This is a genomic window from Streptomyces sp. TP-A0356, from assembly GCF_001417775.1.
GTDB lineage: Bacteria > Actinomycetota > Actinomycetes > Streptomycetales > Streptomycetaceae > Streptomyces.
Window position 1 is genome coordinate 248,606 of the sequence record NZ_BBZJ01000025.1, and the last position, 17,022, is coordinate 265,627.

Annotated in this window: 11 protein-coding genes; 10 read left to right on the forward strand and 1 reads right to left on the reverse strand. The window is 71.9% G+C overall.

The window, feature by feature from the left end; all coding sequences use genetic code 11:
• Positions 1 to 86: 86 nt before the first annotated feature.
• From ASC56_RS27500 to ASC56_RS27530, 7 genes are all read left to right on the forward strand, one after another.
• A complete protein-coding gene (locus ASC56_RS27500) occupies positions 87 to 1,034 on the forward strand; it encodes a dimethylarginine dimethylaminohydrolase family protein (protein WP_234377080.1) in 948 nt (315 codons plus the stop codon).
• A 267-nt stretch (positions 1,035 to 1,301) separates the two neighbouring features.
• Positions 1,302 to 2,597 carry an MFS transporter gene (locus ASC56_RS27505; RefSeq protein ID WP_055494250.1) on the forward strand — a complete coding sequence of 432 codons (1,296 nt, stop codon included), beginning with the start codon at positions 1,302 to 1,304 and terminating at the stop codon, positions 2,595 to 2,597.
• Between the two features lie 50 nt (positions 2,598 to 2,647).
• The gene (locus ASC56_RS27510) at positions 2,648 to 3,886 is read left to right on the forward strand and encodes an ATP phosphoribosyltransferase regulatory subunit (protein ID WP_055494251.1); all 1,239 of its coding nucleotides are present in this window, start codon (positions 2,648 to 2,650) and stop codon (positions 3,884 to 3,886) included.
• Positions 3,887 to 4,057: 171 nt separating this feature from the next.
• Positions 4,058 to 4,321 (forward strand): acyl carrier protein, encoded by a 264-nt coding sequence (locus tag ASC56_RS40725; RefSeq protein ID WP_159039706.1) that lies wholly within the window; start codon positions 4,058 to 4,060, stop codon positions 4,319 to 4,321.
• Entirely contained in the window at positions 4,318 to 5,940 is a 1,623-nt protein-coding gene (locus ASC56_RS27520) for an amino acid adenylation domain-containing protein (RefSeq protein WP_055494253.1), read from the forward strand. The genes ASC56_RS40725 and ASC56_RS27520 overlap by 4 nt, the downstream gene beginning before the upstream one ends.
• Positions 5,937 to 10,349 (forward strand): non-ribosomal peptide synthetase, encoded by a 4,413-nt coding sequence (locus tag ASC56_RS27525; protein WP_055494254.1) that lies wholly within the window; start codon positions 5,937 to 5,939, stop codon positions 10,347 to 10,349. Before ASC56_RS27520 ends, ASC56_RS27525 begins: the two co-directional genes overlap by 4 nt.
• Before the next feature lie 31 nt (positions 10,350 to 10,380).
• Positions 10,381 to 11,529 (forward strand): GNAT family N-acetyltransferase, encoded by a 1,149-nt coding sequence (locus ASC56_RS27530; protein ID WP_234377086.1) that lies wholly within the window; start codon positions 10,381 to 10,383, stop codon positions 11,527 to 11,529.
• Between the two features lie 46 nt (positions 11,530 to 11,575).
• On the opposite strand, the gene ASC56_RS27535 is transcribed toward ASC56_RS27530, so the two are convergent.
• Positions 11,576 to 12,739 carry a sulfatase gene (locus tag ASC56_RS27535; protein WP_055494256.1) on the reverse strand — a complete coding sequence of 388 codons (1,164 nt, stop codon included), beginning with the start codon at positions 12,737 to 12,739 and terminating at the stop codon, positions 11,576 to 11,578.
• 523 nt (positions 12,740 to 13,262) lie between these two features.
• Between ASC56_RS27535 and ASC56_RS27540 the strand changes: the two genes are divergently transcribed.
• From ASC56_RS27540 to ASC56_RS27550, 3 genes are all read left to right on the forward strand, one after another.
• Positions 13,263 to 14,099, forward strand: a complete 837-nt coding sequence (locus tag ASC56_RS27540; protein ID WP_055494257.1) for a ParB N-terminal domain-containing protein — start codon at positions 13,263 to 13,265, stop codon at positions 14,097 to 14,099.
• Between the two features lie 166 nt (positions 14,100 to 14,265).
• Positions 14,266 to 15,942 carry a B12-binding domain-containing radical SAM protein gene (locus ASC56_RS27545; protein ID WP_055494258.1) on the forward strand — a complete coding sequence of 559 codons (1,677 nt, stop codon included), beginning with the start codon at positions 14,266 to 14,268 and terminating at the stop codon, positions 15,940 to 15,942.
• Positions 15,939 to 17,015 carry a sulfotransferase gene (locus tag ASC56_RS27550; protein ID WP_055494259.1) on the forward strand — a complete coding sequence of 359 codons (1,077 nt, stop codon included), beginning with the start codon at positions 15,939 to 15,941 and terminating at the stop codon, positions 17,013 to 17,015. The genes ASC56_RS27545 and ASC56_RS27550 overlap by 4 nt, the downstream gene beginning before the upstream one ends.
• The last annotated feature ends 7 nt before the right edge of the window (positions 17,016 to 17,022 follow it).

Sequence of the window (17,022 nt, forward strand, 5' to 3'; positions counted from 1 at the left end):
GCCGAGGCCGCTCCGGTATGGACACCACATCCCGTTCATGGCCGGCATCGCCCAGTACTCTGGGCGGTCCCGGCTGGTTGGCCCGCGTGGACGATCACGCCGCGGAGAGCGCCGCGGGCCGCGTCTGGGCTCGCTGCGGCTACCGCTCGGAGACCGATCCGCTGCGGGCCGTGCTCCTCGCCCGCCCGCCCGACAGCATCGCCGCGTCGACCGACGCCCGCGCCCAGCTGATGACGGACCGGGTCGACCTCGGGCGGCTGCGCGCTCAGACGGACGCGGTGGCCGAGGTGTTCCGGACGGAGGGCGTCACCGTCCAGGTGGCGCAGCCGCCGCCGGACGCCCCACCCAATGTGATCTTCATGCGCGATCTGTTCCTGGTCACCCCGGAGGGAGCGGTGCTGGGGCGCACGGCGTCCGCCCAGCGGGCCGGCGAGGAACGCCACGCGGCCCTCGCGCTGGCTCGGGCGGGCATCCCGATCCTCCACACCGTGCGGGGGGCGGCGTCGTTCGAGGGAGCCGACGCACTGTGGATCGACCGCCGGACGGTTCTGGTGGGCGCCGGGTTCCGCACCGACAAGGCGGGGGTCGCCGCGCTGCGGCAGGTGCTGGGCGAGCAGGGGGCAGCGGTGCTGGCGGTGCCGCTCGGCCCCGGGGTGCAGCATCTGCTGGGCTCGCTGGTCCCCGTGGGCCCCCGCCGGGCGCTCGTGCACTCGGCCGCCGCGACCGCCGAACTGCGGGCCGCCCTGCGAGCCCGGGACTACGAACTGCTGGAGTTCGAGCCCGACGACGAGGTGGTGCACTCCCGCAGCCTCAATCTCGTGACGCTCGCCCCCGGGCGGGTCCTCATGCCGGACGGCTGCCCACACACCCGGCGTCGGCTGGATGCCGCGGGCATCGACACCCTTGTCGTGGACGTCAGTGAGTACGTCCGGGCAGCCGGCGCTCTCGGCTGCCTCACCGGCATCCTGCACCGGTCGGCCGACCCGGCCACGGACGCGCCAGGACAGGGTTCGCGGAGCACCGCCCACGCCTGATCGGTCGACACATGACGACGCGTCACCGGCGGCGAAGCGACCGGCGGACCGTGCCGGCTGCGCGGACTCGACCCGGCGGAGCAGAGTATGTGCTGGTCACAGCGGCGCGGAATACCGTTGGAATGCCACTGGGAGCGACGGTAGTGTTGCCCACCGTGCGCGAACCGTGACCGTCCGGCAGGTCGGCCTCCGCCCGGGCGATGCCCGGGTGCCGCCGCCCATCGCCGCGCGGCAGGCGGGAGAGCGAGAGAGAGTGAGTGCTCAGCAGTGACCTTGCGGGGATCGTTACGCGTCTTACAGGTCAGCGGGTTCCGCCGGTATTGGCTCGGTCAGACCGCCTCCCGGTTCGGCAGCGGCCTGGTGCCCATCGCCACGGTCTTCACCGTGCTCGACCTCACCGGTTCGGCCACCCGGGTGGGCCTCGTCCTCGCCGTGGGCACCGCCACCGAGATCGGGGCCCTGCTGGTCGGCGGGGTCTGGGCGGACCGGCTCCGCAGACGCACCGTGATGCTCGTCTCCGACGGGGTACGCACCGTCAGCCAGGCTCTCCTCGCGGTCCTGCTGATCACCGGACGAGCGGAGATCTGGCACCTGGTGGTGCTCACCGCGGTGCACGGTGCGGGACAGGGCTTCTTCCGGCCCGCCGCCGCCGGCGTCATCCCCGACCTCGTGGAGCAGGACCGGCTCCACGAGGCCAACTCCCTGAGCAACATCTCCGGTTCGGCCGTCAGCATCGTCGGCCCCGCCGTCGCCGGTGCCCTGGTCGCGCAGGTCGGCTCCGGTGTCGCCTTCCTCGTCGACGCCGGAACCTTCGTGGTGAGTGTCGTCTGTCTGCTGCTGATCCACCCCGCCGAACGGCCCGGTGAGGCCGGCCAGACGTTCCTCGCCGATCTCCGCGACGGCTGGCGGGAGATCGCCGGCCGCAGCTGGCTGTGGGTACAGATGATCTGGGACGCCTCCAACCTGTTCTTCGTGGTCGCCCCGCTCCTCGTCCTCGGCCCCGTCATCGCCCAGCAGTCCCTCGGCGGTGCCACCGCCTGGGGAACGGTGCTCGCCTGTCTGCCGTTCGGCTCGCTGGTCGGCGGGCTGGTGGCGCTGCGCTGGCAGCCGCGCCGCCCGCTGCTCGCCGCGGCGTTGATCCTGGCTCCCGGGTACGCGGCACCGGCCGCCGCGCTGGCCCTGCGCCAGGACCTCCTTGTCGTCGCGGCCGCCGAGTTCTGCTCCGGGGTGGCCGTGACGCTGGCGCTCACCAACTGGACCACCGCGCTCCAGCAGCATGTGCCGCCCGCGAAGCTGTCGAGGGTGAGCTCGAACGACGTACTTCTGTCCTCCGCGTTGCTACCGTTGGGCTACGCGGTGGCCGGCCCGGTCTCCGAGGGCATCGGGGTGACCGGCACGTTGTGGGTGTCCGTCGCCTGGACGCTCACGACCGCCCCGCTCGTCCTCTGCGTCCCCGGCATCCGCGGCCTGCGTTCTGCGCCGCCGGGCAACTCCGCGCCGGCCGTCGCGACGGTGGGCGCCGAACGGGGTGACGCCCTGGCGGACGACCCTCCCTCCTCCTGACGCCCGGCCCGGTGTCCGCCGTCTTCCGTGGAAAGGTCCTCGCAGCCGCCATGAAGAGCATCGAGAGCAGAATCCCGCACTTCTACGACGTCCTCGACGAGGAACTGGAGAACTGCCGGTTCATCGAGGACCTCTTCACCGAGGCGGCGCGCGTCCACGGCTTCACACAGATGCGGACCACGTCGATGGAACTGCGTGAGCGCTATGTGGGCGCCACCCAGGTCCACGCCAGCCGGATCTTCGAAGTGCACCGGGTCAAGGAGGGCAGCCGGTACGCGCTGCAGGCCGACCTGGCCATGAGCATGTCCCGGTTCGTGGCGGACCTGCCGTCCCCGCCCCCGCTCAAGCTCGCCCAGATCGGCACGCTCCACCGCGACCGCCAGCCCAACCTGCCGGGCTACCGGCGGGAGTTCCAGCAACTGCTGCTCGGCACCTGGGGGGTGCGCTCCGCGTACGCCGACGCCGAGATCATCGCGGTGTCCCATCGCGTCCTCGACGGCATACCGGGCATCGAGCCCGCCTATGTGCAGCTCGCCGACCACAGCATCTTCAACTCCGTACGGCCCGGTCTGACCCAGACGATCCGCTTCGACGAGCGCGGTGTGGAAGAGGTCCTGGCGGAGGTCGAGGAGCTGTCGCCTGCCGACCGCGGGCTGCTGGTGGAGCTGTTCGCCCCGGAGCGGATGCCGGCCGAGGACTTCGTACGGCTGGCCGGGAAGACCGAACACCCAGGCATTCAGGAGGAGGTCCGGGCCGTCGAGCGGGTGGTGGCCCGGCTGCGTCCGATGCTGCCCGGCGTGGAACTCTCCTTCTCGCTCAGCCACATCCACGGCACCGGCCACTACTCGGGGATGAACTACCAGATCTTCGCCACGGCGCAGGCGGTACCCGAACCGTTCCTCATCGGTGACGGGGGACGCATCGACCAGCTCTGCGAGTTGATGAACCGCAATCCCGTCCCGGCGGTCTGCATGGGCCTCGGCCTGACCGTCCTCGCCCAGCTGATGACCCCTGTCGAGCGGGACCAGCGGGTGGCGATCCTCGCGGACCTCGACCGGCACGGCCCGGACGCCGAACGCGCGGAGGAGATCCGCAGACACCTCGCGGACCGCGGCATGCATCCGGCCGTGCTGCCGCTGCCCCGCCGCAAATGGACGTCGGTGCTGCGCAGCGAGCACTACGCCGACTACGCGTTCGTCCTCGTCGAGGACGACCGGGTCTCGGTGCGGCACCGCTCGCCGGAGGGCCGCGCGTCCGTCGAACGCGCGCTGGGGGAGAGCACCCGGTGAGCCGGCCGGGCCAGATGTTCCGCCTGCACGACCGCAAGGGCGCCGAACCGGGCCTCGGGCAGGCCGGCGCGTGACCGTCCGCCGGGACACCTCGGTCCCCGGGCGCAGAAGCACCGGCAGTACCCATGGCCACTCAGCAGTACCCATGGCCACTCACAGGAAGGCAGGAGCGTGGCAGGCCCCCACATGACGGACGACGCGGGTATCTCCACGGGCGAGTTGGTGCTCTCCGTGGTGGACGAGGTGACCGGCTGCGGTCCTCTCCGGCCGTCGGACAGCTTCTTCGACATCGGTGGTTCATCGCTCGACGCGCTGCGCATCTGTCTGCGCATCGGCCGACGGACCGGCACGGACATCGATCCCGCGGCGCTGCTGGACAGCGACGACCTCGCCGGGTTCATCGAGGCCGTGGACGCCGCGCGGGCGGCCCGGTGAACGGGGCCGTCGGTACCCCGCGCACGGGCCCGGGGGAGCGGGCACCCGGCGGGCACGCGGCCGCCGAGGGCCCGCTGCCCCTCATCCACACCGCGGTCGCCCGCCACGCCCGGCGCGCCCCCGACGCCGTGGCCCTCGCCCAGGGCGACGTTCGACTCGGCTACGGCGAACTGGACGCCCTCTCCGACGCCTGGGCCGCCCGGCTCGCCGCCCTCGGGGCCGGACCCGGCCGCTTCGTGCCGGTGCTGTTGCCCCGTTCGCCCGCTCTCGTCGCGGCGCTGCTGGCCGTCCTCAAGTGCGGGGCGGCCTACGCGGCCCTGGACCCCGCCTGGCCCGCCCGGCGCCTGTCGACCGTCCTCGCCACGCTCCGCCCACCGGTGGCCGTCGCACCCGGCCCGTTCGAGGGCTGGGCCGGGCCCGTGTGGTCCCCGCCGGACGGCGACCCCCGAGACACGGCGGACCGCCGCGCGCGATCGTCCGGGGCACCGCCGTCCCTGCCGGCCCCCACCGGCCGCAGTCCCGCCACCGTCTTCTTCACCTCCGGCACCACCGGTCGGCCCAAGGCCGTGGTCAGCGCCCACGCCGCCACCACCAGTCTGTTCGACGCCGGCTTCGCACCGTTTCCGGCCGCGCCCGTCATGCCCCAGGCCGCGCCCGTCGGCTGGGACGCCTTCACGCTGGAGACCTGGGGTCCGCTGATACGCGGCGGCACCAGCGTCCTCGTGGAGCGCGGCCCGCTGCTGCCCGCCGTCCTGCGCACGCTCGCCGACCGGGACGGCGTCGACACGGTCTGGCTGACCGCGTCCCTGTTCAATCTGTTCGTCGACGAGGATCCGGACTGTTTCCGCCCCCTGCGCCGGGTGCTCACCGGCGGCGAGCGGCTCTCCGTTCCCCATGTCCGCGCCTTCATGGAGCGACACTCGGCCGCCCTGTTCAACGGCTACGGCCCCGTCGAGACCTGTGTGTTCGCGACCGTGCACCGGGTCACGCCCGAGGACTGCGACAGGCCCGGCGGCATTCCCGTCGGCCGGCCCGCCCCGGGCCGCCGCGTCCGTGTCCTGCTGGACGGCCGTCCCGCGCCCCCCGGCAGCATCGGCGAGATATGCGTCGGTGGTGACGGCGTCGCCGTCGGCTACCTCGGCGAGCCGGAACTCACCGCGCGCGCCTTCCCCGTCCTCGTACCCGACGGCCGCCCCGAGCGGATCTACCGCACGGGCGACCTCGGCCGGTTCGATCCCGACGGGCTGCTGCACTTCGCCGGGCGCGCCGATCGGCAGGTGAAGATCCGCGGGCACCGCGTCGAACCCGACGAGGTGGAGAGCGCGGCCCGTGACCTCAAGGGCATCGGCGACTGCGCGGCCGTCCCGGTCCCCGGCGCCGACGGCACCTACGACCGGCTGGCGCTCTTCTACACCGGTGACGGCACCGACTCCGAACTCCCCGGGGCCTCGGCCCTGCGCCGCGCACTCGCCGTCGTACTGCCCCGGCATCTGCTGCCGGACGTGGTGCGGCGCACCGACTCACTGCCCCTGACCGGCACCGGGAAGCTGGACCGGGCCGCACTGGCGGCGACACTCCTGAGGCGCGACGGCACGCGGGAGACGGAGGAACCCGTATGAGCAGCACGCGGGAGACGGAGGAACCCGTTGTGAGCACCCCTCCCGGCCTCCGCGCCCCCATGTCGTTCGAGCAGGAATCCATCTGGCTCGATGACCAGTTCGTGCCCGGCTCCGGCCGGTACGTGGAGTCATGGACGCACCGGCTGCGCGGCGATCTCGACACCGATGCCGTCGCCGCCGCCCTCACCGGGATCGTCGCCCGCCACGCACCGCTGCGTTCCGCCCTCGTCCTGGCGGACGGAAGGACCGTGCAGCGTGTCGCGCCACCGGCCCCGGTGCCGCTCGACGTCCGTTCGGTGCTCCCCGGTGAACTGGAGGAGGCACTGCGCGCCGCGGTGTCCGGCCCCCTGCCGCTGGACCGGCCTCCGCTGCTGCGGGCGACCCTGCTGCGCTGCGGTCCACGGGACGCGGTGCTCGCGGTGGCCGTCCACCACGCCGTGATCGACGGCTGGAGCCTTCGTCTGTTCGACGAGGAGTTCGCCGAGCTGTACCGGGCCGCCGTCGAGGGCCGCCCGCCGGAACTGCCGGACCCGGTCCCGTCGTTCGCCGCATACGCCGCAGCCAGGCGCGCCGACACCGCCGGGGCCGACGCGGACCTGGAGCACTGGCTCACGGTGCTGGCCGACGCGCCCGCCGAGACCTCCTTCCCGCTCGACCACCCCCGCCCGCCGCGCCTCGGTCCCGCGGGCGGCGAGGTCGGCTTCACCGTCGGACCCGAACTCGGTGCGGCCGTCCGCCACATCTGCCGGATGCTGCGCTCCACCTCGTTCACCGTGCTGGCGGCCGCTCTCACCGCCCTCACCGGCCGGCTCACCGACCAGGACGACCTGGTGATCGGCACGCCCGTGAGCCGTCGTGACCGGCTGGAGTTGGAGCCGGTCGTCGGCTGCCTCACCGACGTCATGCCGCTGCGCCAGCGGCTGCGGCCCGGGCTGACCTTCCGCGAGCTCGTCGCGGACACCGCCGCCGTCGTCCGCGACGCCATGGCCCACCGCCGGGTCCCGCACAGCCGCCTCGTGCGTGAACTGGGCCGGCCGCGCACCGGCTCCCGTTTCCCGCTCTTCCAGATCGTGCTCACCGTGGACGACGCCGGCGGCCCCGGGCTGCGTCTGCCCGGAGTCAGCACCGAACGGCTGTACCCCCACAACGGAACCGCCAAGTTCGACGTGTTCCTGCATCTCGTCCCGTACGGTGGGGGCTACTTCGGCCGCCTGGAGTACGCCGCGGAACTGTTCTCCCCGGCCACCGCCCGCCGTCTCGCGGACCGTTTCCTCGCGTTGCTCGCCGACGCCACGGCCCATCCGGACCGGGCCGTCGACGACCTGGTCGTCATGGACGACGCCGAGCGGCGTCGGCTCGTCGCCCGCTCCGGTTCCGCAGCGGACCCCGCCGGGCCTCCGCCGTCCGCGGCGGAGGCCGTCGCCCGGACCGCGCGGCGTGTTCCGGACGCCGTCGCCGTCGACGACGGCCGCGAGGAACTCACCTACGCGCAACTGTGGGCGCGCTCCGGCGCCGTGGCCCGGGCCCTGGTGGCGCGGGGCCTGACCGGCCACCGGGTCGCCCTGCGCGGGGAACGTTCGGCCGGGGCGCTGACCGCCCTACTCGGGGTGCTCCGGGCGGGCGCCGCCTGCGTCTGCGTCGACCCGGCCTGGCCCGAGGAGCGTGTCGCGTTCGTGCTGCGGGACAGTGGCGCGGCCGCCCTGCTCACCGAGGACGACGGTGATCCCGGGCCGTTGCCGCCCGGGATCACCGTGCTGCGCCCCGGCGACCTGACCGATGCTCCGGACCTTCCGCTGCCGCAACTCCGCTCCGAGGCCCCCGCCTACGTGGTGTACACCTCGGGCTCGACCGGGCGGCCCAAAGGCGTGGCGCTCCCGCACCGTTCACTGGCCTCGCTCGTGGACTGGCAGTGCCGTGCCTCCACCGCCGCCGACGGCACCCGCACCCTGCAGTTGGCGTCGCTCGGCTTCGACGTGGCCTTCCAGGAGATCTTCGCGACCTGGGGCTCCGGCGGACGGCTCGTCCTCGTACCGGACGAGGTCCGGGGCGACCCGCACCGCCTGCTCGACCTCGTCGAGCGGCACGCGGTGGAACGCATACACCTGCCGTACGTGGCGCTCCAGCAACTCGCCGACTACACCGTCGCGGTCGGCCGCCGCGCCGACAGCCTCCGGGAGGTCGTCACCGCGGGTGAGGAACTGATCGTCACCCCGGCCATCCGCTCGTTCTTCACCTCGGCCGCTCCCCGGGCCCGGCTGGAGAACCAGTACGGCCCCTCGGAGACGCATGTGGTCACCCGGCACCCGCTCACCGGTGATCCCGCCTCCTGGCCCGACCGGCCGCCCATCGGCCGTCCGGTGCCCCGCAGCACGGTGCGGGTCCTCGACGCCCGGCTGCGGCCCCGCCCGTTCGGCGTCCCCGGCGAGATCTGCGTCGGCGGCGCCTGCGTCGGCACCGGGTACGTCGGGGACGCACCGTCCGACCGCTTCGTGCCCGACCCGGCCGACCCCGGCGGCACCGGCCTGCTCTACCGCACCGGCGACATCGGGACGATACGGGAGGACGGCACGATCCGCTTCCTGGGCCGCGCCGACGGCCAGGTGAAGATCCGCGGCCACCGAGTCGAGCCCGGTGAGGTGGAGGCTGTCCTCCAAGGCGTGCCCGGGGTGGGTGACGCGGTCGTACTCGTCACCGGCGAAAGCGCGGGAAGCCGCCGGCTCGTGGCCTGTTACACCGGCAGGGCCGACCCCGGACAGGTCCGTGCCGCGCTCGGCGAGCGGCTCCCCCCACCGCTGGTGCCCACCGTGCTGCTCCCCGTCCCCGCCTTCCCCCGCACGGCGACCGGCAAGACCGACCGGGCGGCCCTGCGCCTGCGGTACGCGGACGCCCGCCCCGCACGGCCCGCGCACCGGGACACCGTCGCCCCGGACACGGTTCCGGGGGGACTCACCAAGGCCGTCGCCGGGGTGTGGGCGGACGTCCTCGGCGCCGGACAGGTCGGCCCGGACGACGAGTTCTTCGAACTCGGCGGGGACTCCCTGCTGGCGGTCCGCCTCGTCGTGGCCCTACGCGCCGAACTGGGCCTCGCCCTGCGGCCGGGGGACGTCTTCGCCGCGCCCACCCCGGCCGCCCTGGCGCGGCTCGCGCGGATCCCCGGCGGCGGCCCGGAGGCGTCCGACCTCGCCGCGGAGGCCGTGCTCGATCCCGCGATCGTCCCGGCGCCGGGCCCGGTCCGGTCGGCGGCGGCACCGCGTGAGGTGCTGCTGACGGGGGCCACCGGATTCCTCGGCGCGTTCGTCCTGCGCGATCTGCTGGAGCGCACCGGCGCCGTCGTCCACTGCCTGGTTCGCGCCGCTGACCCGCAGGCCGCCGAGAAGCGGCTGCGGCACACCCTGGACCGCTACGGGCTGGCCTCCGTATGGCGGGCGGACCGCATCAGGCCGCTGCCGGGCGATCTCGCCCGCCCCCGGTTCGGCCTCACGCCCGAGGATGCCGACCGGCTCGCGCGGACCGTCGACGCGGTCTTCCACGTGGGCGCCTCCGTCAATCTGACGTGGCCGTACGAGCGGCTGAAGGCCGCCAACGTGGACGGCACGGCGGAGGTGCTGCGGCTGGCCGCGGCCCACCGCACCGTGCCGGTCCACCATGTGTCGACCGTCGGGGTGTACCCGCCCGCGGGACCGCCGTTCGGCCGGATCTCCGCCGACACCCCGCGCGGCGACGGAAGCCTCCTCCGTCACGGCTACGCGCGCACCAAGTGGGTCGCCGAGGCCCTGGTCGACGAGGCCAGGCGACGAGGCCTGCCGGTGACGGTGTTCCGGCCCACCCGGATCAGCGGCGACACCACCACGGGCGTCTGCCAGACCTCCGACTTCCTCTGGCTGCTGCTCAAGGGATGTCTCCAGGTGGGCGCGGCCCCGGACGACTACACGTCCGCGTTCGACCTGGTGCCCGTCGACGGGGTGAGCGCGGCGGTCGTCTCCCTCGCCGTCGATCCGGCCACCGCGGGCCGTACCTACCATGTGTCCGGGGAGAGTCCGCTGCCCTTCGCCGAGGCCGTGCGGCGGCTTCGGGCGCTCGGCCACACGCTGGACGGCGTCCCGCTCACCGCCTGGCACCGCCGGGTGGAGCGGGACCCCGCCAACGCCGCGTTCCCGCTGCTCGGTCTGATCCCGTCGGCGGGGTCCCGGCCGGAGGAGCCCGACGCGGGGGCACCCCGGGTCTTCGATTCCGCCTCGACGCGCCGGGCCCTGCGGGAGACTTCGGTCGGTCTGCCGCCGGTCGACGAGGCACTCTTCGCGCACTACGTCGCGGCGTTCGTGCGCGAAGGCTTCCTGCCACCGCCCGGCGGGGGAGCGGCGCGGCACGAGAACAACGGCGGATCCGACGTACCTGCCGGAAGAGTGTGACAGCACAGAAGTGGAAAGGGACGTGCGACTGATGAAGCCGGAGTGTTACTCGAAGATCGCGGAGGTGCCGCAGTGGCCCGCCGACCCGCGGCACAACGTCTTCCTCACACCCGGCTGGACGGCGAGTGTCGAGGGCGCCCTCACGGACCGGCAGCGCTACCTCCTGGAGCGCGACGGGACCGGCGCGGTACGCGGATCGGCCGCCGTGTACGGGATGGGGCCCGGGGTGCCGCCGTTCTTCACACCGGTGGGCCTCGCCTCCGGACATCTGCGCAACGAGTCCCTGGGGGCCCTGCTGTCGCCCGGGGAACGCGCGCGGGCCGCGCGGCTGGCGGGACGGATCGAGGAGACCCTGGCCAACTCAGTCGTCAGCACCGCCCCGTTCGGCTTCACCCACGGACTCTCGTGGTCGGGTGAGCCCGGCGTGCTGCGCCCCCTGGTGCGGGAGATGGAGTCGCTGCGCGGTGAGTGGGAAGCCGACTGCTCCGCCGTTCTCTACGTGGAGGAGCACGAGGGCGAACTGCGTAACGTCCTGGAAGAGGAGGGCTATACGGCGGTCCAGGTCGGCGCGACCTGTGTGCTGCCCGTCGCCTGGGACTCCTTCGACGGCTATCTGGCGACGCTCAGCCGCCGCCGCGGTGTCCTCAAGGAGCGCCGGCTCTTCGAGGAGAGCGGCTTCACCGTCGGCCTGGAGCCGATCGAGGACAACATCGACACGATCGCCCACCTCCAGGCCCGGCTTCAGGAGAAATACGGCGCTGCCTACGACTTCGAGGGCGAGCGGGCGGTGTTCCGTTCCGTCGTGGACAACGTCGGCGAGTACGCGCACATGCTCGTCGGGCGCCGGGACGGCGAACTCCTGGCGTTCGCGGTGTTCCTGGAGCGAGCCGGCGTCATCCACGTGAAGATGGCGGCCCGCGACGTGGACCGTACCGCGGAGAAGAGCTTCGCCCACTTCAACCTGGGCTACTACGAGATGGTGGAGGAGGCACTGCGGCGCGGCGCCCGGGAGATCAACTACGGCCCGGAGGGATACGCGACCAAGCTCCGACGCGGCTGCGTCGCCCGGAAGCTGTACTGGTACCTCAAGGGCCCCGAGGCGCTCGGTGACGATCTGGAGGACGCCTGCCGTCTCGTCACGTTGATGCACGCCCGGCGGATCGAGAGCCTCGTGGGCTGACCGCGGCAGGGGCCGCCGGCACGTCGCGCGGCGGCCCGCGGCCCGGTCAGCCGCGCCGGCCGGGGTGTTCGTCGGGCATCACCAGGGACTGGCCGCGCAGCTCGTCGGGGTCGGCGATCAAGTCGTAGGTCTCCACGCGGTCACCGCCCACGTGCCAGATCACCTTGTGTCGGCCGCCCTCGTCCGAGAACCGGACGGAGGTCAGCGGCAGCAGGTCCGGGTACTGCCCGTCGGCCCGCCGCTCCTCGGGGTAGTACGTCTCCGAGTAGGCGGGACGGGAGGCGCCCGCGCCCGTGGTGAAGAACTCGGTCAGCGGGGTGCCGTCGCAGTCGGCCTTGTCCATGCCCAGCAGGTCCAGGACGGTCGGCGCGATGTCCACCAGGCGTACCTGGCTGTCGATCTCGGCGCCGCGCGGCACCCCCGGCCCGCTGAAGATCAGCGGTACGTGCTGGGTGGCGTCGAACAGCAGACAGCCGTGCCCCTCCTCGTACGGGTGGCCGAGCTCCCCGGAGTGGTCGTTCGGGTACCAGCCCGCGAGGTCCTCGCCGTGATCGGAGAAGCAGACGACCAGCGTGTCGTCGATCGCGTGACCCATCTCCGCCATCCGTGCGAGGAGCCGCTGGAGGTAGTGGTCGCTGTAGGCCACCTCGCCCTCATAGGGGTTGTCGACCGGCACGCCGACGTCCTCCGGCGGCTCGTAGGGCCAGTGGGCGTCGAAGAAGTGCGCGAAGAGGAAGAACGGCTCCTGCCGGCCGGCCAGCCACTCGACGGCCCGGTCCACGACCAGCGGAGCCCGCTTGAGGGCAAGACCACGCATCTTCACGTCACCGACCGTCAGCGGGTCGCTGCCGTCGGGCAGCCGGGGAATCTCGTCGTCGTAGAAGTCGAAACCGCGGTTCAGCCCGTACCACTTGTTGAGGCCGGGGCAGGAGACCACGGCTCCGGTGGCGTAACCGGCCGCGCGCAGCCGCTCGGCCAGCGTCGTCACGTCCGGCCGGAGCTGTTCGCGCAGCAGATGACGGATGCCGTGACCGGCGGGCTGCAGCCCGGTGAAGACGCTGGCGTGGCTGATCGGGGTGAGCGGCGCCGAGGAGACGGCCTGCCGGAAGGTGACGCCCCGGCGGCGAAGCGACTCGATGCCGGGCATTCTGCCCGAGTAGGCGACGTCCGCCCGCACGGTGTCGAGTGAAACGAAAAGAACGTTCGTCATCGATGCTCTTCTCTGACGTGGCTGGATCACGTGCGGACAGAGTGCCGGAATTCCCTGGCGAAGGCGGTGTTCAACGACCACGATCGGGGCCCGACTGGCTGAAATGTGCCGTGCTTCCGGAAGGTGGGGAACGGGGATTCGGACAGAGTCCGATGCCCGTGCTCGACCCCTGGACAGCCAACTGACAGACGGGTCAGCATTGGTCGGTCATCCCGCATTCCTGTCGTCATCCACGGCAGATCGGCGCTGGTTGGTGGTTATGTGATCGCGACAATGATCCGTCACCGCGTTCCCCTCGTTCCACCTGCTCGATCAGACGCGTTTTCCGATCCTGATTGGAGGCCCCGTGGCTCATCACGAACGGGACGATCTTGCTCATCCGGGCGATGTTGTGCACACGGTATCGGTCGACTTGCTACACGCCTCCGACTCACCGAGATTGGGAGGTGAATGTCAGGAGCACACGGAGTTAATCCTGACGGCGGACGTGGATCTTCCGCCGATTTTTGTACACCGCCCCACCATGCGCGTGATCGACGGAATGCACCGGCTCCGGGCGGCACGCATCAGGGGCGACCAGACCATCCAGGTCCGCTATTTCGATGGATCGGCCGCGGACGCGTTCGTCCTGGCGGTCCGCAGCAATGTGCGGCATGGACTGCCGCTCTCGCAGGCGGATCGCACCGCTGCCGCCGAACGCATCATCGTCACCCACCGGCAGTGGTCGGATCGGGCCATCGCCTCGGCAGCCGGGCTCTCCCCGAAGACCGTAGCGTCCATCCGCCGTCGTTCAACCGGAGAAGGCCCTCACTTGAACGCGCGGCTCGGCCGGGACGGCCGAATGCGTCCGGTCGACGCCTCCGAGGGGCGCCGTGAGGCCAGCCGGCTGATCACCGAACACCCGGATCTCCCGCTGCGCGAGGTGGCTCGCCGCTGTGGCATCTCACTCGGTACCGCCCACGACGTACGGGAGCGGCTCAGGCTCGGTCAGGGACCGGTGCCCGAACGCGGCCGGGGTGACTCCCGCTCCGACCGGGGCACCGCCGCTCTGGACGAGGAGACGGGCCGGGGCGTCACCGTCCTCCTCGCCGACTGCGGTTCCGGTCGCGGCCCCGACCGGGATCCCGAGGCCCTGCTGCGGCTGCTGAGGAAGGATCCCTCGCTGCGCTTCACCGAGACGGGCCGGGCCCTGCTCCGGCTGTTCGACGTGCACGCCCGGGTCTCCGGCAGCCGAGAGGAGCTGATCAGCGGGGTGCCGGCGCACTGCGCCGAGCTCATCGTCGATCTGGCCGACGACTGCGCCCGCGCCTGGCACCAATTCGCGGAAGAACTCCGTACCCGCAGGCAGGAAAGCGCGTAGCCCATCGCCCGACCATCCCAGGCGCCTCTTTCCGCTTGTTCATCGCCGCTTTACGCCTCACCGCCGCTATGTCAGGCTGGAGCGGTCTGAACCCCCGTTCCGCAAGGGGAGAACGGCGATTGGAAAGCGCATCAGAGGCCGCGATTACAGCCGGAGGAAATCTCGGATGGCGCCCAAATCCCTGGCAATCGAGCTGTATGCCAACGCTGACGAATCAGTGGATCTGCGGTACATGCACCAGATGCGTGAGCAGGACCTCACGCCCGTGGCGACGGATCCCTCGCTTCCCCGCTTCACGCTCGTCGTGGGGCCGTCCCCGTTCACCATGCCGCGCGGCTGGGAGTTCTTCCTGACCTCGCCGTACGAGGGCGCGACGTACATCTCGACGGTGCTCCACAACGCCGGTTACCCGGTACGCATCGTCGACGTCCGCTATGATCTCGACCCCTTGAAATCCGCGTACGACCAGGTCGTGGGCCAGACCGACGTCCTCGGCGTGTGCACCTTCGAGGACAATTTCCCCTTCTGCCGGGAACTCATGGCCAAGGTGCGTGCGGCCGAGCCGGACATCCCGATAATCTGCGGCGGGTCCCTGGTCACCTCCGTACCGCATGTGTTCATGGAGAGCACCGAGTGCGATGTCGCGGTGATCAGCGAGGGCGAGATCACCATTCTGGAGCTCATGGAGAGCTACGCCGCCGGAAAGTGGTCGCAGGACCTGCCCAACATCCGGGGCATCTGGTACGAGACCCCCGAGGGGGAGGTCAAGCGCACCCGTCCACGCGGCCAGATGATGGACCTCGACGCGCTGCCGAGGATGCGACTCGACCTGTGGCCGCAGTCGAAGAGCCCCATGGGGCTCCAGCCGCAGATCATCTCCTCCTACAGCCGCGGCTGCAAGATGGACTGCTCCTTCTGCTACCGCACGACGCCGCAGGTGAGGGCCAAGTCGCAGGAGAAGATGGACCGTGACATGGCCTGGCTGAAGAGCCAGTACGGCATCGACTTCTGCTTCTTCGTCGATCTGACCTTCAGCTCGCACCGCGGCCAGACGATCGAGATATGCGATGTCATCAAGGACTACGACATCCGCTGGACCTGTCTGACGCGCTGCGCCGACATGGACGTCCCGAGGATCAACGCCATGCGGGACTCGGGCGCCGACATCATCCTGTACGGCGTGGAGTCGCTCGGCAGCGAGGTGCTCCGTGAGGCCCGCAAGGGCAGCAGCGAGAACCTCACCGTGCGGGCCATGCGCACCACCTTCGACGGTGGTGTCCGCTTCGGCTCCCTGCTCATCGTCGGCCTGCCCAACGAGAGCGAGGAATCGCTCAACCACATGGTCGACTTCGCGGAGAGCTACAACCACGTCACCCGCGTGAAGTACCTGTCGGCCATGCCCGGCACCACGGTGTACAAGCAGGCGCTGGGCAGCGGCCTCATCCGCTCCGAGATCGACCACCTCAACTGGCTCTCCGTCGAGCAGGCCCTGCACGAGGACGAGTTCCTCAATGTGAGCGGGCTGCCCGAGCAGGCATGCCGGGACGCCTACCAGCGGATCTACGACGCCTACCAGCCCGGCCCCGTCATGGACTTCCGGCACTATCCGGAGAACTTCCAGTACTTCCACCCCCAGCCCGACGACGGTCTGCCGCGCTCCACGGACTACGCCGGCGAGGGCTGGCGCGCCCAGTGGAGCTCCGGCGCCGGACCGCTGGCGCCCGGCTCCGACCGGTTCACGCTCGACAAGTGCGCGACGCCCGAGGTCGCCGCGGCCGGCAGCAGCATCATGCAGTGTGGAGCGAAGCGGATGGGTGCCACGGCCGCCGTCGGTGAGGCATGACACCGGCGAGCCTCGACAGGACCGAAAGCCCCATACTGATCATCGGAACCGAACGGTCGGGCTCGAATCTGCTCCGTCTGATGCTGGACGCCCATTCCCGCATCACGATTCCGCACCCGCCGCACTTCATGCGCTTCCTCGCCCCGCTCGCCGGGCGGTACGGCGACCTCGCGGACGCGGGCAACCGCAGCCGCCTGGTCGCCGACGCCCTGGGCCTGCTCCGACGGCACATCCATCCCTGGCCCCACTCCGTCGATGCGGAACGGGTCACGGCGGCCGCCACCCCGACGCTGTTCGGGGTGGTCGCCGCGATCTACGAGGAGCACCGGCGGGCCGAGGGCGTGGCCCGCTGGGGGTGCAAGAGCACCTTCATGGTCGATCACGTCGACGAGGTCCTCGCCGAATACCCCGGCGCCCGTTTCGTATGGCTGGTCCGGGAACCCCGTGATGTGTCGTCGTCGGCCAAACGCGCGGTCTTCGGCCCGAGTCACCCCTACCGCATGGCGCACCTGTGGCGCCGTCAGCAGGAGCGCGCACGGGCCGCCCTGGACACCTGGGGCCCCGACGTGGTGCATCTGCTGCGCTACGAGGACCTCGTGTCCGCCCCCGAGAAGGAGCTCGCCAGGCTCTGCGCGTTCCTCGGCGAGCGCCTGGAGCCGGCCATGCTGGCGCACCACACGTCCGCGGCCGCGCGGCAGACCGCCGCGCTCTCCGAGTCCTGGCGGCGCGCCGGCGGCCCGATCAGCACGGGCCGGGTCGGTGCCCACCGCGAGGGGCTGACCGCACGCGAGCGGCTCCTGGTGGACAAGGCCACCGGCCCGGTGAAGGAGGCACTCGGCTACCCGGTCGATCCGCTGGCAGCCGGTGCTCGGGACCCCTCGGCCCTCGCGCTGGCGGTGCGCTCCGCACTGCTGCGGCTGCGGATCGAGGCCCGTTCGATGCGTCATGACCGCAACTACCGCTCCCGGCTGGCCCGGGACGTCTACGTGCGCTGGCTGCGTGTGCGGACCCTGCCGGTCCGTACGACCACCGGATCTCCGCTCTCGGGCCGCCTCACCCCGCGGCGCCAGTAGCGCCGCG

Excerpts from the sequence above, each read along its gene's own strand:
- ASC56_RS27510 (WP_055494251.1), top strand. The coding sequence starts at position 2,648 with ATGAAGAGCATCGAGAGCAGAATCCCGCACTTCTACGACGTCCTCGAC.
- ASC56_RS27540 (WP_055494257.1), top strand. The coding sequence starts at position 13,263 with ATGCGCGTGATCGACGGAATGCACCGGCTCCGGGCGGCACGCATCAGG.
- ASC56_RS27530 (WP_234377086.1), top strand. The coding sequence starts at position 10,381 with ATGAAGCCGGAGTGTTACTCGAAGATCGCGGAGGTGCCGCAGTGGCCC.
- ASC56_RS27550 (WP_055494259.1), top strand. The coding sequence starts at position 15,939 with ATGACACCGGCGAGCCTCGACAGGACCGAAAGCCCCATACTGATCATC.
- ASC56_RS27525 (WP_055494254.1), top strand. The coding sequence starts at position 5,937 with ATGAGCAGCACGCGGGAGACGGAGGAACCCGTTGTGAGCACCCCTCCC.
- ASC56_RS27535 (WP_055494256.1), bottom strand. The coding sequence starts at position 12,739 with ATGACGAACGTTCTTTTCGTTTCACTCGACACCGTGCGGGCGGACGTC.
- ASC56_RS27545 (WP_055494258.1), top strand. The coding sequence starts at position 14,266 with ATGGCGCCCAAATCCCTGGCAATCGAGCTGTATGCCAACGCTGACGAA.